Raw genomic sequence first — 12,402 nt, 5'->3', positions numbered from 1 at the left:
ATGAAGATCCGTGCGCAGATTGCGATGGTGCTGAATCTGGACAAGTGCATTGGTTGCCACACCTGTTCGGTGACCTGCAAGAACGTCTGGACCAGCCGTCTCGGGATGGAGTACGCGTGGTTCAACAACGTCGAGACCAAGCCCGGCATTGGTTATCCGAAGGAGTGGGAAAACCAGGACAAGTGGAAAGGCGGCTGGGATCTAAAGCGCAACGGCAAGCTGAAGCTCAAGCAGGGCGGTCGCTTGCAAGTGCTGCTCAACCTGTTCGCCAACCCGAACCTGCCCGAGATCGACGATTACTACGAGCCATTCACGTTTGATTACGAATTCTTGCAGACCGCGCCCGAGATGCCGACGCCACCGGTGGCACGGCCAATTTCGGTGATCAGCGGCGAGCGCATGGAAAAAATCGAATGGGGGCCGAACTGGGAGGAAATCCTGGGTGGCGAGTTCGCCAAGCGCAGCAAGGATTACAACTTCGAGAACGTGCAGAAAGAGATATACGGCGAGTTCGAAAACACCTTCATGATGTATCTGCCGCGGCTGTGCGAACACTGTCTTAACCCGGCTTGTGTCGCGTCCTGTCCGTCCGGATCGATCTACAAGCGCGAGGAAGACGGCATTGTGCTGATCGATCAGGACAAATGCCGTGGCTGGCGCATGTGCGTGTCGGGCTGCCCGTACAAGAAAATCTATTACAACTGGTCGTCGGGCAAGGCCGAGAAATGCATCTTCTGTTATCCGCGCATCGAAGCCGGGCAGCCGACGGTATGTTCTGAAACCTGTGTGGGCCGGATCCGCTATCTGGGGGTGATGTTGTACGACGCCGACCGGATCGAGGAAGCGGCCTCGGTGCCGAATCCACAGGACCTGTACGAAGCGCAGCTCTCGATCTTTCTCGACCCGCATTCCCCTGCCGTGCAGGAGCAGGCACGCAAGGACGGCATTCCTGATCTGTGGCTGGAAGCCGCGATCAAGTCGCCGGCGTACAAGATGGCGATGGAGTGGAAGATCGCCTTCCCCCTGCATCCGGAATACCGCACCTTGCCGATGGTCTGGTATGTACCGCCGCTCTCGCCGATTCAGGCCCGGGCCAATGCCGGCGAGATCGGCGTGCAGGGGCATCTTCCCGATGTCGAGAGCCTGCGTATCCCGGTGCGCTACTTGGCCAATCTGTTGACTGCTGGTGACGAGAAACCGGTGGTCAAGGCGCTGAAGAAAATGCTGGCGATGCGGGCGTTTTACCGAGAGCGCCAGCTGGAGCGCCGCGACAATCCCGCATTGCTCGCCGAGGCGGGGCTGACGCTTCGCGAGGTCGAGGACATGCACCGCTATCTGTCGATTGCCGATTACGAAGATCGTTACGTAATCCCGACCACGCATCGCGAGTATGCCGAGAACACCTACCAGTTGCGCGGCGAGTGCGGCTTCTCGTTTGGCAATGGCTGCTCCGACGGCAGCTCAGAGCCCAGTCTTTTTGGCGGCAAGATGACCGGCAAGAAGGTGATTCCGCTGAAGACCATGGGCGGGCGCGGTAACGAAAACAAGGTGGATTACTGATATGGCTGCCATCGGCTTGGGACTGTCTCGGCAAGACGCCGTGGGCAAGCGATCGGCAACCGTGCTGCTGCGGGTACTGGGCGTGCTGCTGCAGTATCCGGATCAGCGGCTGCGGTCGGCGCTGCCGGATGTTGCGGCCGAGCTGGCCACGAATCAAGGCTTGCGGGGTATCGATCGCGAACGCCTCACCGAGCTGGTCGAGAGTCTGAGCCGTGGCGATGCTTTCGACATCGAGGAAGCCTATGTCGGTCTCTTTGATCGCGGCCGTTCGACCTCGCTGCATCTTTTCGAACATTTGCATGGTGAAGGGCGTGATCGTGGCGCCGCGATGGTGCAATTGGGCGAGATGTACCACCGTGCCGGCTTCATGCTCAAGCCCGGCGAACTTCCCGATTACCTGCCGGCGCTGCTGGAGTTTCTTGGTTGCCGCCCGCTTGAGGAAGTCCGAGCGGTGCTGGCCGATTGTGCTCACCTTGTGCGCAAGGTCGGCGAAACGCTGGCCGGGCGGGGGAGCCGCTATGCGGCGGTGTTGGATGCGGTGCTCGTTTTTGGCGGGCAGCAAGGCCTCGATTGGTCGCGCGCACCTACGCCAGAGCCATTGACCGATATTGATGACGACTGGATGGATACGCCCGCGTTCGACAAACCGGACGAATTGCCGGCGACATCGACCATCCGTTTCATGCCCCGGCCGGGGCGTTGACGGCCTGTTTCATCGCCCCGAATTCGCGCAGGGGAAAGGAGTCGTGTGATGGATGCCGGGACTTATCTGCACCAGTTTCTATTTGGGTTCTACCCGTACATTGCCTTGACGGTTTTTTTTGTCGGTAGCCTGCTGCGATTCGATCGGGAGCAGTACAGCTGGCGCGCGGATTCGTCGCAATTATTGCGGCGCAAGCAGTTGCGCTGGGGATCGAATCTGTTCCATTTCGGCGTACTCGTGGTGTTTGCCGGCCATCTGGTCGGTTTCCTGATGCCCGAACCCATTGTGCTGGCACTGATGAGCGAACAGGCGCACGAACAGATGGCGATGCTCGGCGGTGGTGTGGCCGGCGTGGCCGCGATCATCGGCTTGTCGATGCTGATCCACCGGCGCCTGAGCGACCCGCGCTTGCGCTCGAACAGCCGGCCTTGGGATTTATTGATTGTCGCCATTCTATGGGTGCAGCTGGCTCTGGGGCTGGCGACGGTCTATTTCTCATCGGTCAAGGTCGAGGGTTACAGCTTTCAGGCGCTGATCCATTACGTGCAGGGCATTGTGATTTTCCGACCCAATAATGCCGATTTGCTGATCGCGATTCCCTGGGTCTACAAATTGCACATCTTTCTGGGGCTGACGATTTTTCTGGTGTTTCCGTTCACCCGGCTGGTGCATATCTGGAGCGGGCTGGCGTCGGTGTTCTACCTGTTCCGTCCCTATCAATTGATGCGAACGCGGCGTACATCGCAGGCGCGTGGCGTGCAGGGGTTGAAATGATGAGTGAAACCGCCAGCGTCAATGGACAGGTGCTTGCTAGCGACGGTATGGCCAATGTCGAGAGTGCCGCGGTGTACGAGCTGTTGCGGCAACGGGCCGTCGGGCTGGGATTGCTGGATGCCACGGCCGATCCGGAGGCAGTCGAGCTGGCGGTTGAAGCCTTGCTGGAGCGGGACGTGCAGGTGCCGGAGGCCGACGAAGCGGCATGCCGGCGTTTTTACGACGCGCACGCAGCCGACTACGTGCTGGGCGAGCGTGTCGGCGTCCGGCATATCCTGTTCAGGATGAGCCCGGCGGTGCCGGTTGCGGCCTTGCTGAACAAGGCGCAGGAGGTCTTGCAGGAGGTGCTGTCGCAGCCGGCGCTGATGAGCGACTGTGCCAGGCGCTGGTCGAATTGCCCCAGCAGCGAAGCGGGCGGCTCGCTGGGCTTGCTGAGCCGGGGCGATACGGCACCCGAGTTCGAGCAGGCAGTGTTCGGCGGCCAGAGCATCGGCGTGCTGCCGCAGCTGGTTCGCACCCGCTACGGTTTTCATGTTGTTGCGGTTGACGCGCGCGAGCCGGGCAAGCAGCTGTCGTTCGAGCAGGTGAAACTGCAGGTCTCGCGGCAACTGCATGCGGCGGCACTCAAACGGGCGTTGTCGCAGTACGTACAACTGCTCGCAGGCGAAGCGCAATTGAGCGGGGTCGAACTCGAGCAGGCCGACTCGCCCTTGCTTCGATAGGTTTATCCACGCTTATCTTGGGCAACGGTGTGCGTAGCATGTGGATAAGCGGATTAAGCGCTTGTTTAAAAAGTGGAAATACCGGCAGCGCGATTGCTGACCGATTTGCAGCGCTTACTCACCATTTGCTGGTGCAAGGGTGTTGAATCCCTGTGGATAGCGGCGCCAAGCCGCTGATAGACCTGCACTTTTTCGGAGTGCCTGATTTTTATGCAACTCCCGCATCATGTGCCGCTCTTGAGGCACTGGCACTGCAGTGGTGAATTGGTCGCCGAAAATGGGAGGCTAAGCTGTGGGCAGGCTGTGGATAAGGACGGCAAGTCATTGTTCCCGATGACATTTGTGACCATGCGAATTTTCCGGGTCGCACCGGGGGGCGCAAGTCGGCGCTACTCGCCATTCATCCACGGATTGTGGCCATAAGGCTGTGAGCGGGCTGTGGATAGGTCTTTCAGCGCCTTGTTTCCAAGGCGTTTTTATCCGGCGATCATTTCATGGGCAGCATGCTGATCCGGCATGCGACGGTATGGCGCCGATCGGGTTCGTTGATTCCTTCCGCTCGGGGCCAAGCGCCAATCCACCGTTTGGCCGCAACAACAATGTGGGCCGGCTGTGGATAAGCAAAGCAGCATGCTGTTTTTAAAGCCATTTTTCCGATTGCGTAAAATTTGGGCAGCCGCTTTCCTCCAGATGGCATGCTCGAACGCTGGGGCGCAAATGGCCTGCCCGGGCCGATATCGGTCTTGTTCATCCACGTATTCGCCTCACAAGCTTGTGTGCGGGCTGTGAATAAGCGCAGCAAGGCGCTGTTTGCAATGCACTTTTTCGCACTGCCTAAATATTGGGCGGAACGGCGGCTGCGTTACAATGACGCTCCCGTTTTCGCCCTGCTTGCGCGGGGTTTGTCTTTTGCCCCGAGCTTGCACCTCGGTGCCCGCCGAGGTTAGTCATGCCGCTCAAAGCCCCCGAATTGCTCCTGCCCGCCGGTACGCTGGAAAAAATGCGTGCCGCTTACGATTTCGGTGCCGACGCCGTTTATGCCGGCCAGCCGCGCTACAGCCTGCGGGCGCGCAACAACGATTTCAAGCTCGAGCAGTTGCAGCAGGGGATAGCGGAAGCGCATGCACGCGGCAAGAAGCTGTTCGTCGCCAGCAACATCCTGCCGCATAACGGCAAGGTGAAAACCTATCTGGCCGATATGGCGCCGGTGATCGCGATGAAGCCCGATGCGCTGATCATGGCCGATCCCGGCCTGATCATGATGGTGCGCGAACGCTGGCCGGAGCAGGTGATCCATCTGTCGGTGCAGGCCAATACCGTCAACTACGCCGGGGTGAAGTTCTGGCAGTCGCTAGGGCTGGAGCGGGTGATCCTGTCGCGCGAGCTGAGCCTCGACGAGGTAGAGGAAATCCGCCAGCTTTGCCCGGACATGGAGCTGGAAGTCTTCATCCACGGCGCGCTGTGCATTGCCTATTCGGGGCGCTGCCTGCTGTCGGGCTACTTCAACCATCGCGATCCGAATCAGGGCACCTGTACCAACGCCTGCCGCTGGGACTACACGCTCAGCGATACCCGCACCGACGATGCGGGTGACGTGCAGCCGGCGAAAATCGATTTCGATTTCAATCGCGCACTTGGCGAGGCCGAGCAGTCATTCGCGGCCTGCGGCGGGGCCGAGCGCCATCCGTTCGCAGACAAGACCTATCTGATCGAAGAGGCAAGTCGGCCCGGCGAGATGATGCCGATCATCGAGGACGAGCACGGCACCTACATCATGAACAGCAAGGATCTGCGCGCGGTACAGCACGTCGAACGGCTGGCGAAAATCGGCATCGATTCGCTCAAGGTCGAGGGGCGGACCAAATCGCTGTATTACGTCGCGCGCACCGCGCAGGTCTACCGCCGGGCCATCGACGACGCCGTGGCCGGCCGCCCGTTCGATCCGGCCCTGCTCGCCGATCTAGACGGCCTCGCCAACCGCGGTTATACCGACGGCTTTTACCAGCGCCACTACACCCACGAAGCGCAGAACTATCTCGACGGCCACTCGAAGGCCAAGCGCAGCCAGTTCGTCGGTGAAGTGAAATCGGTGGCCGATGGCTGGGCGGAGATCGAGGTGAAGAACCGCTTTGAAGTCGGCGACGAGCTGGAAATCATTCACCCGTCGGGCAACGCGCTGATCACGCTGGCCGAACTGCGCGGCAAGACGGGCGAGCCGGTTAGCGCGGCCGCCGGCAATGGTGTGCAGGTGAGCATGCCGCTGGATTCGCGTTTCGACGGCGCGCTGATCGCGCGGCTGCTGCGCGATTAAGCCGTCGCCGCTAGCCGGCCGAGCAAGGCCATGCCTTGCTCGAAATCGTCGCTCCACGGCGAGCCGTAGTTGAGCCTCAGGCAGTTGCGGTACTGCCGGCTCGCCGAAAAAATCGGCCCGGGGGCGATGCTGATGCCGTGTTCGATCGCGCGGCGATGCAGCTCCAGCGTGTCGAACCGGTCGGGGAATTCGACCCACAGGAAGTAACCGCCGCTGGGCCGCGAGACCCGGACATTGGCCGGGAAATGTGCGACCAGCGCGCGGTTCATGCACGCCAGCTGCGATTCCAGCGCATGCCGCAGCTTGCGCAGATGTTTGTCGTAGCCGCCGGTGTGCAGGTAATCGGCAATCGCCACCTGCGCCGGCACGCTGGCCGACAGCGTGGTCATCAGCTTGAGCCGTTCGATCTGCTTGCCGAAGCGCCCCGGCGAGACCCAGCCGATCCGGTAACCCGGTGCCAGCGTTTTCGAGAACGAGCTGCAGTGCATCACCAGCCCCTGGGTATCGAAGGCCTTGGCCGGCAGCGGCGGATGGTTGCCGAAGTACAGCTCGCCATACACATCGTCTTCGATTAGCGGAATCTGGTGCCGCGCCAGCAGCGCGACCAATGCCTTCTTCTTGTCCTCGTCCATGCTCGCGCCCATTGGGTTCTGGAACGAGGTCATGAACCAGCAGGCCTTGACCGGATGTCGTTCCAGCGCCTGCGCCAGCGCATCCAGATCGAGCCCGTCCTTCGGGTGAACCGGGATTTCCAGCGCCTTCATTTTCAAGCGTTCGATCGCCTGCAGCGCGGCGTAAAAACCCGGTGATTCGATCGCGATCACGTCCCCCGGTTGTGCGACCGCCGCCAGGCACAGGTTCAGCGCTTCGAGCGCGCCATTGGTGACGACGATGTTTTCCGGTGCCTGCGGCATGCCCATGCCGAGATAGCGCAGCGCGATCTGCTGCCGCAGCGCGGTGTGTCCGGGCGGCAGGCTGGCGACGGTGTCCCACGGATCGATGAAGCGTGCCGTCGATGCCAGCGAGCGGGCGAGGCGCGGCAGCGGAAACAGTTTGGGCGACGCGAATGCCGATCCCAGCGGCAGGATGTTGCGATCCTGCACCGCGCCGAGCACCGAGAACACCAGTTCGCTGATGTCGACCGGTGCCGACACCTGCGGCGGATGGCTAGGGGCGGGCTCCGGCGGCAGCGCCTGGCCGGCGCCGGCGACGAAGTAACCCGAGCGTTCGCGCGCGCGCACGAGGCCGCGTTTCTCCAGCAGGTAGTAGGCCTGGAACGCCGTCGACGGGCTGACGCGATGCTGCGCCATGACCTTGCGGATCGACGGCAGGCGCGTTCCCGGTGCCAGCCGGCCGCTGCGGATGTCGGCGGCGATCAGCTCGGCGATGTCTTCGTAACGCTTCATGGCTGCCCTGGTTTTCAATCTGATACGCAAAAATATCATTTTTCTGATTCTGTTACCTATGCGGACGTCCGGCCACACTGGATACCGGTCAGCAAAGTGCGGCGTCGCCGTGCATGGCCGGTCGGTGAGGGAAACCGGTGTATCGATACGATCAATATGACCTGACACTGCTCGAGCAGCGCACCGCGCAGTTCCGCGATCAGGTGGCGCGGCGGCTCGGCGATGCGCTGAGCGAAGAAGAATTCCTGCCGCTGCGCCTGCAGAACGGCCTGTACCGCCAGCGCCATGCCTATATGTTGCGGGTGGCGATTCCCTACGGCACCTTGTCGTCGGCGCAGATGCGTGTGCTGGCCGAGATCGGCTTGCGCTGGGATCGCGGCTACGGCCACTTCACCACGCGGCAGAACATCCAGTTCAACTGGATCAATCTCGAAGACGCGCCGGACATCATGGACAGGCTGGCCGAGGCGGAAATGCACGCGATCCAGACCTCGGGCAATGTGGTGCGCAACATCACCACCGAGCAGTTCGCCGGCGTGGCCGCCGACGAGGTGATGGATCCGCGCCCGCTGGCCGAAATTCTGCGGCAGTGGTCGACGCTGAACCCAGAGTTCGCCTTCCTGCCGCGCAAATTCAAGATCGCCATTTCGGCGTCGGCGAGCGATCGCGCCGCCGTGCAGGCGCACGATGTCGGCATCTATCTGTATCGCGCGCCGGGGGGCGAGCCGTTGTTGCGGATTCTGGCCGGCGGCGGGCTGGGGCGTACGCCGATGCTCGGATCGGTGATCCGCGAGGCGCTGCCGTGGCAGCACCTGACGACCTACGTCGAAGCCATCCTGCGCGTTTACAACCGCTACGGCCGGCGCGACAACAAGTACAAGGCGCGCATCAAAATCCTGGTACAGGCGCTCGGCGCCGATGCGTTCGCCGCCGAGGTCGAGCGCGAATGGGCGCTGCTGTGCGACAGCCCGTCGACGATCACCGCCGACGAATACCGCCGCGTCGCCGCGCATTTCGCAACGCCCGACTACGCCGACGCCGCGACCGATCCCGCCGTTCTCTCGGCGCATCTCGCCGGCGATGCCGCATTCGCCCGCTGGCACCGACGCAATGTCCATCCGCACCAGCGGCTCGGTTACGCCAGCGTCACGCTCTCGACCAAGCCGGGCATCGCCGCGCCGCCGGGGGATGTGACGAGCGCACAAATGGATGTCGTCGCCGACTTGGCCGATACCTTCGGCTTTGGCGAAATCCGTGTCAGCCATGAACAGAACCTGATCCTGCCCGACGTGCGCCAGCGTGACCTGTTCGCATTGTGGCAGGCGGCCGGGGCCGCCGGGCTGGCGACCGCGAACGTCGGTCTGCTGACCGACATCATCGCCTGTCCCGGCGGCGACTACTGCTCGCTGGCGAACGCGCGCTCGATTCCGCTGGCGCACGCGATCCAGGCGCGGTTCGACGATCTGGATTTCCTCCATGACCTCGGCGAGCTGTCGCTGAACATCTCCGGCTGCGTCAACGCCTGCGGCCATCACCACCTCGGCAATATCGGCATTCTCGGCGTCGATAAGAACGGCGAGGAGTGGTACCAGGTGACGCTCGGCGGCGAGCAGGGGCAGGAGGCGGCGATCGGCAAGGTGATCGGCCGGTCCTTCCGCGCCGGGGAAATGCCGGACGTGGTCGACAAAATCATCGCGACCTTCTGCGCGCACCGACTGGGCGACGAGTCGTTCGCCCAGACCTGCCGGCGCATCGGGCTCGCTCCGTTCAAGGCGCGGGTTTACGCGCAAGAGGAGGGCTGACATGAAACGGATCATCCGGGTGTGTGAGGGCAAGGCCGACGTGGTGGCCGACGCGCTGGAGCTGCTGCGCGGCGATGCGCTGACGCTGGCCGATGTGGCCGCCGGCCGCATCCTGCCGTTGCCACTGTGGCGCGCATGGCGCGAGCAGGCCGGCTCCGGTGTCGTGATCGCCGGCGTCTGGATTGCCGCGGACGACGAGTTCGACGATGTCGCCGAGGCGCTGGTGACACTGCCGCTGCTGGCGGTCGATTTTCCGACTTTCCGCGATGGCCGCGGCTACAGCGTCGCCTATCTGCTGCGCAGCCGCCATGGCTATACGGGCGAGCTGCGCGCGGTCGGCGACGTGCTGCGCGACCAGCTGTTCTACATGCATCGCTGCGGCTTCGACAGCTTCGAAGTCCGCGCCGACAAGGACATCCACGATGCGCTGCTTGGGCTGACCACCTACACGGTCCGCTACCAGGGCGCCGTCGATGATCCGGTGCCACTATTCAGAAAACGCGTCGCCGATCCGTCCGGATCCGCCGATCACCCCTGGGAGCCTTGAATGAACAGCCTGACCGCGGTCGATCTGGCGCGTATCCAGTTCGCCTTTACCGTTTCCTTCCATATCGTGTTTCCGGCGATCAGCATCGGGCTGGCGAGTTTCATCGCCGTGCTCGAAGGCCTGTGGCTCAAGACCGGCCAGCCGGTCTACCTCGACCTGTGCCGCTTCTGGTCACGCGTGTTCGCGGTCGCCTTCGGCATGGGCGTCGTCTCCGGCGTGGTGATGAGCTACCAGTTCGGCACCAACTGGAGCGTGTTCTCCAACTTCGCCGGCAGCGTCACCGGCCCCTTGCTGACCTACGAGGTGCTGACGGCGTTTTTCCTCGAAGCCGGCTTCCTCGGCATCATGCTGTTCGGCTGGAACAAGGTCGGCCCGCGCGCGCACTTCGGCGCGACGCTGATGGTCGCGATCGGCACGCTGATCTCGACGTTCTGGATTCTGGCGTCGAACAGCTGGATGCAGACGCCGGCCGGTTTCGAGATCGTTGACGGCCGCGTGGTGCCGACCGACTGGTGGGCGGTGATCTTCAACCCGTCGTTCCCGTACCGGCTGGTGCACATGACGCTATCGGCCTTCGTCGTCACCGCCTTGCTGGTCGCCGCGACGGCGGCGTGGCATTTGCTGCGGCAGCGGCGCGATGCGGCGATCAAGACTTCGTTCGCCATGGCGCTCGGCATGCTGGTGATCCTCGCGCCGCTGCAGGCTTTCGTCGGCGACCTGCACGGGCTCAACACCCTGAAGCACCAGCCGGCCAAGCTCGCGGCGATCGAAGGCATCTGGGAAACCGAGCAGGGCGGTACGGCGCTCAATCTGTTCGGCATTCCGAACATGAAGGAGGAGCGCACCGACTACGCGCTGGCGATTCCGCATCTGGGCAGCCTGATCCTGACGCATTCGTGGGACGGCGAAATCCGCGGCCTGAAGGAATGGCCGCCGGAGGACCGGCCAAATTCGCTGATCGTGTTCTGGAGCTTCCGCATCATGGTCGGCCTCGGCCTGCTGATGATCGCGCTGGCGGGGCTGTTCCTGCTGCTGCGCTGGCGCGGCCGTCACTTCGAGAGCCGCATTCTGCAGCGCTTTGCACTGGTGATGGGGCCGAGCGGTTTCATCGCGCTGCTGGCGGGCTGGGTGACGACCGAAGTCGGCCGCCAGCCGTGGGTGGTCTACGGCCTGCTGCGCACCGCCGATGCGGCATCGCCGGTGTCCTACCAGCAGGTCAGCGTGTCGCTGCTGATCTTCGTGATCGTCTACTTCCTCGTCTTCGGCACCGGCATCTATTACATGCTCAAGCTGCTGCGCACCGGGCCGGTGACGGACGATCACACGCCGGACGGCGAGCGCGAACCGATCGGCACCACCGCAACCTATTCGGGACGGCGGCCGCTCTCCGGCGCCGACGATGCAATCGACCAAGGAGCCGGACATGATTGATCTCGCACTGATCTGGGCCGGCATCATTGCGCTCGGCGTGTTCATTTACGTGATGCTCGACGGTTTCGACCTCGGCATCGGCATCCTGTTTCCGTTCTTCCCGGCCGAGACCGATCGCGACGTGATGATGAACACCGTCGCGCCGGTGTGGGACGGCAACGAAACCTGGCTGGTGCTCGGCGGCGCCGGCCTGTTCGCCGCTTTCCCGGTGGTGTATTCGGCGGTGCTGTCGGCGCTGTACCTGCCGCTGATCCTGATGCTGGTCGGGCTGATTTTCCGCGGCGTGGCGTTCGAGATCCGCGCCAAGGCGACGCGCACCCGCCATCTGTGGGATCTGGCCTTCATCGCCGGTTCGGTACTGGCGACGTTCTGCCAGGGCGTGGCGCTCGGCGCCTACATTCAGGGCATCCAGGTCGTGGGGCGCGAGTTCGCCGGCGGCGGCTTCGACTGGCTCAGTGCGTTCAGCCTGTTCACCGGTTTCGGTCTGGTGCTGACCTATGCGGTGCTCGGCTGCGGCTGGCTGATCATCAAGACCCAGGGTGAACTGCAGCGCAAGATGTTCATGCTGATGACGCCACTGACCGGGCTGATGCTGGCGGCTATCGGTGTCGTCAGCCTGTGGACGCCGCTGATCGATCCGGCCGTCGCAACGCGCTGGTTCAGCCTGCCCAATCTGCTGTGGTTCGCGCCGGTGCCGCTGGCGGTGCTCGGCTGCGCGTGGGGCATCCGCCGCGCGGTACAGAAGCGCAACGAGCATGCGCCGTATTTCCTCGCGCTGGCGATCATCGCACTCGGCTACATCGGCTTTCTGATCAGCATCTGGCCGCACCTGATCCCGCCGGCGGTGACGCTGTGGGACGCCGCCGCACCCGAGAGCAGCCTGCGTTTCACGCTCGTGGGGGCGCTGATCATCATCCCCGTCATCCTCGCCTACACCGCGCTGGCTTACTGGGTGTTCCGCGGCAAGGTCCGCCATGACGATGCGGGGTACCACTGATGCGTGGCCCGGAGCGTCGTGGCGCCTGGCGTGGCGCGCTGTGGTTTGCCGGCCTGTGGCTCGCCGGTGTGCTCGCGCTGACCGCCGTCGCCGGTTTCTTCCGCTTGCTGATGCGCTGGGTCGGCTAGCCCGGCGTGACGGTGAGTCGG

The 12,402-nt window shown here is 63.2% G+C and carries 11 protein-coding genes; 10 read left to right on the top strand and 1 reads right to left on the bottom strand.

All coding sequences use genetic code 11. The features are described 5' to 3' along the window. The 5 genes from narH (at nt 1) to trhP (ending at nt 6,070) form a co-directional block, all read left to right on the top strand. Nucleotides 1-1,560, top strand: coding sequence for a nitrate reductase subunit beta (gene narH / locus JLC71_RS08905; RefSeq protein ID WP_200915066.1), 1,560 nt, complete (start codon nt 1-3; stop codon nt 1,558-1,560). 1 nt (nt 1,561) lies between these two features. After that, entirely contained in the window at nt 1,562-2,263 is a 702-nt protein-coding gene (gene narJ, locus JLC71_RS08900; RefSeq protein ID WP_200915065.1) for a nitrate reductase molybdenum cofactor assembly chaperone, read from the top strand. A 48-nt stretch (nt 2,264-2,311) separates the two neighbouring features. Further along, nucleotides 2,312-3,037, top strand: coding sequence for a respiratory nitrate reductase subunit gamma (gene narI, locus JLC71_RS08895; protein ID WP_200915063.1), 726 nt, complete (start codon nt 2,312-2,314; stop codon nt 3,035-3,037). Beyond that, nucleotides 3,034-3,759 carry a peptidylprolyl isomerase gene (locus tag JLC71_RS08890; RefSeq protein ID WP_200915062.1) on the top strand — a complete coding sequence of 242 codons (726 nt, stop codon included), beginning with the start codon at nt 3,034-3,036 and terminating at the stop codon, nt 3,757-3,759. The genes narI and JLC71_RS08890 overlap by 4 nt, the downstream gene beginning before the upstream one ends. Before the next feature lie 949 nt (nt 3,760-4,708). Continuing rightward, nucleotides 4,709-6,070, top strand: a complete 1,362-nt coding sequence (gene trhP / locus JLC71_RS08885; RefSeq protein WP_200915061.1) for a prephenate-dependent tRNA uridine(34) hydroxylase TrhP — start codon at nt 4,709-4,711, stop codon at nt 6,068-6,070. Here the strand turns inward: trhP and JLC71_RS08880 are convergent. After that, the gene (locus JLC71_RS08880) at nt 6,067-7,476 is read right to left on the bottom strand and encodes an aminotransferase-like domain-containing protein (protein WP_200915060.1); all 1,410 of its coding nucleotides are present in this window, start codon (nt 7,474-7,476) and stop codon (nt 6,067-6,069) included. The two genes, trhP and JLC71_RS08880, sit on opposite strands and share 4 nt — an antisense overlap. A gap of 137 nt (nt 7,477-7,613) precedes the next feature. On the opposite strand from JLC71_RS08880, the gene JLC71_RS08875 reads away from it, so the two are divergent. The 5 genes from JLC71_RS08875 to JLC71_RS08855 are packed head-to-tail and all read left to right on the top strand — an operon-like array spanning nt 7,614 to nt 12,381. Next, nucleotides 7,614-9,278, top strand: coding sequence for a nitrite/sulfite reductase (locus JLC71_RS08875; protein WP_200915059.1), 1,665 nt, complete (start codon nt 7,614-7,616; stop codon nt 9,276-9,278). A 1-nt stretch (nt 9,279) separates the two neighbouring features. After that, on the top strand, nt 9,280-9,825 hold the full coding sequence (locus JLC71_RS08870) for a DUF934 domain-containing protein (protein WP_200915058.1): 546 nt from the start codon (nt 9,280-9,282) through the stop codon (nt 9,823-9,825). Next, nucleotides 9,826-11,256 carry a cytochrome ubiquinol oxidase subunit I gene (locus JLC71_RS08865; RefSeq protein ID WP_200915057.1) on the top strand — a complete coding sequence of 477 codons (1,431 nt, stop codon included), beginning with the start codon at nt 9,826-9,828 and terminating at the stop codon, nt 11,254-11,256. Further along, complete coding sequence (gene cydB, locus JLC71_RS08860; protein WP_200915054.1) at nt 11,249-12,253, top strand: cytochrome d ubiquinol oxidase subunit II; 1,005 nt, start codon at nt 11,249-11,251, stop codon at nt 12,251-12,253. The genes JLC71_RS08865 and cydB overlap by 8 nt, the downstream gene beginning before the upstream one ends. Beyond that, nucleotides 12,253-12,381 (top strand): DUF2474 family protein, encoded by a 129-nt coding sequence (locus tag JLC71_RS08855; protein ID WP_200915052.1) that lies wholly within the window; start codon nt 12,253-12,255, stop codon nt 12,379-12,381. The genes cydB and JLC71_RS08855 overlap by 1 nt, the downstream gene beginning before the upstream one ends. Nucleotides 12,382-12,402 lie beyond the last annotated feature (21 nt).

This window comes from Jeongeupia sp. HS-3 (assembly GCF_015140455.1).
In the GTDB taxonomy this organism is placed as follows: domain Bacteria; phylum Pseudomonadota; class Gammaproteobacteria; order Burkholderiales; family Chitinibacteraceae; genus Jeongeupia.
This window is presented reverse-complemented; position numbering and strand designations above follow the sequence as displayed.

Bases quoted from the DNA above. Each gene is read 5' to 3' on its own strand.
- narH (WP_200915066.1), top strand. From the start codon at position 1: ATGAAGATCCGTGCGCAGATTGCGATGGTGCTGAATCTGGACAAGTGC.
- narJ (WP_200915065.1), top strand. From the start codon at position 1,562: ATGGCTGCCATCGGCTTGGGACTGTCTCGGCAAGACGCCGTGGGCAAG.
- narI (WP_200915063.1), top strand. From the start codon at position 2,312: ATGGATGCCGGGACTTATCTGCACCAGTTTCTATTTGGGTTCTACCCG.
- JLC71_RS08890 (WP_200915062.1), top strand. From the start codon at position 3,034: ATGATGAGTGAAACCGCCAGCGTCAATGGACAGGTGCTTGCTAGCGAC.
- trhP (WP_200915061.1), top strand. From the start codon at position 4,709: ATGCCGCTCAAAGCCCCCGAATTGCTCCTGCCCGCCGGTACGCTGGAA.
- JLC71_RS08880 (WP_200915060.1), bottom strand. From the start codon at position 7,476: ATGAAGCGTTACGAAGACATCGCCGAGCTGATCGCCGCCGACATCCGC.
- JLC71_RS08870 (WP_200915058.1), top strand. From the start codon at position 9,280: ATGAAACGGATCATCCGGGTGTGTGAGGGCAAGGCCGACGTGGTGGCC.
- JLC71_RS08865 (WP_200915057.1), top strand. From the start codon at position 9,826: ATGAACAGCCTGACCGCGGTCGATCTGGCGCGTATCCAGTTCGCCTTT.
- cydB (WP_200915054.1), top strand. From the start codon at position 11,249: ATGATTGATCTCGCACTGATCTGGGCCGGCATCATTGCGCTCGGCGTG.
- JLC71_RS08855 (WP_200915052.1), top strand. From the start codon at position 12,253: ATGCGTGGCCCGGAGCGTCGTGGCGCCTGGCGTGGCGCGCTGTGGTTT.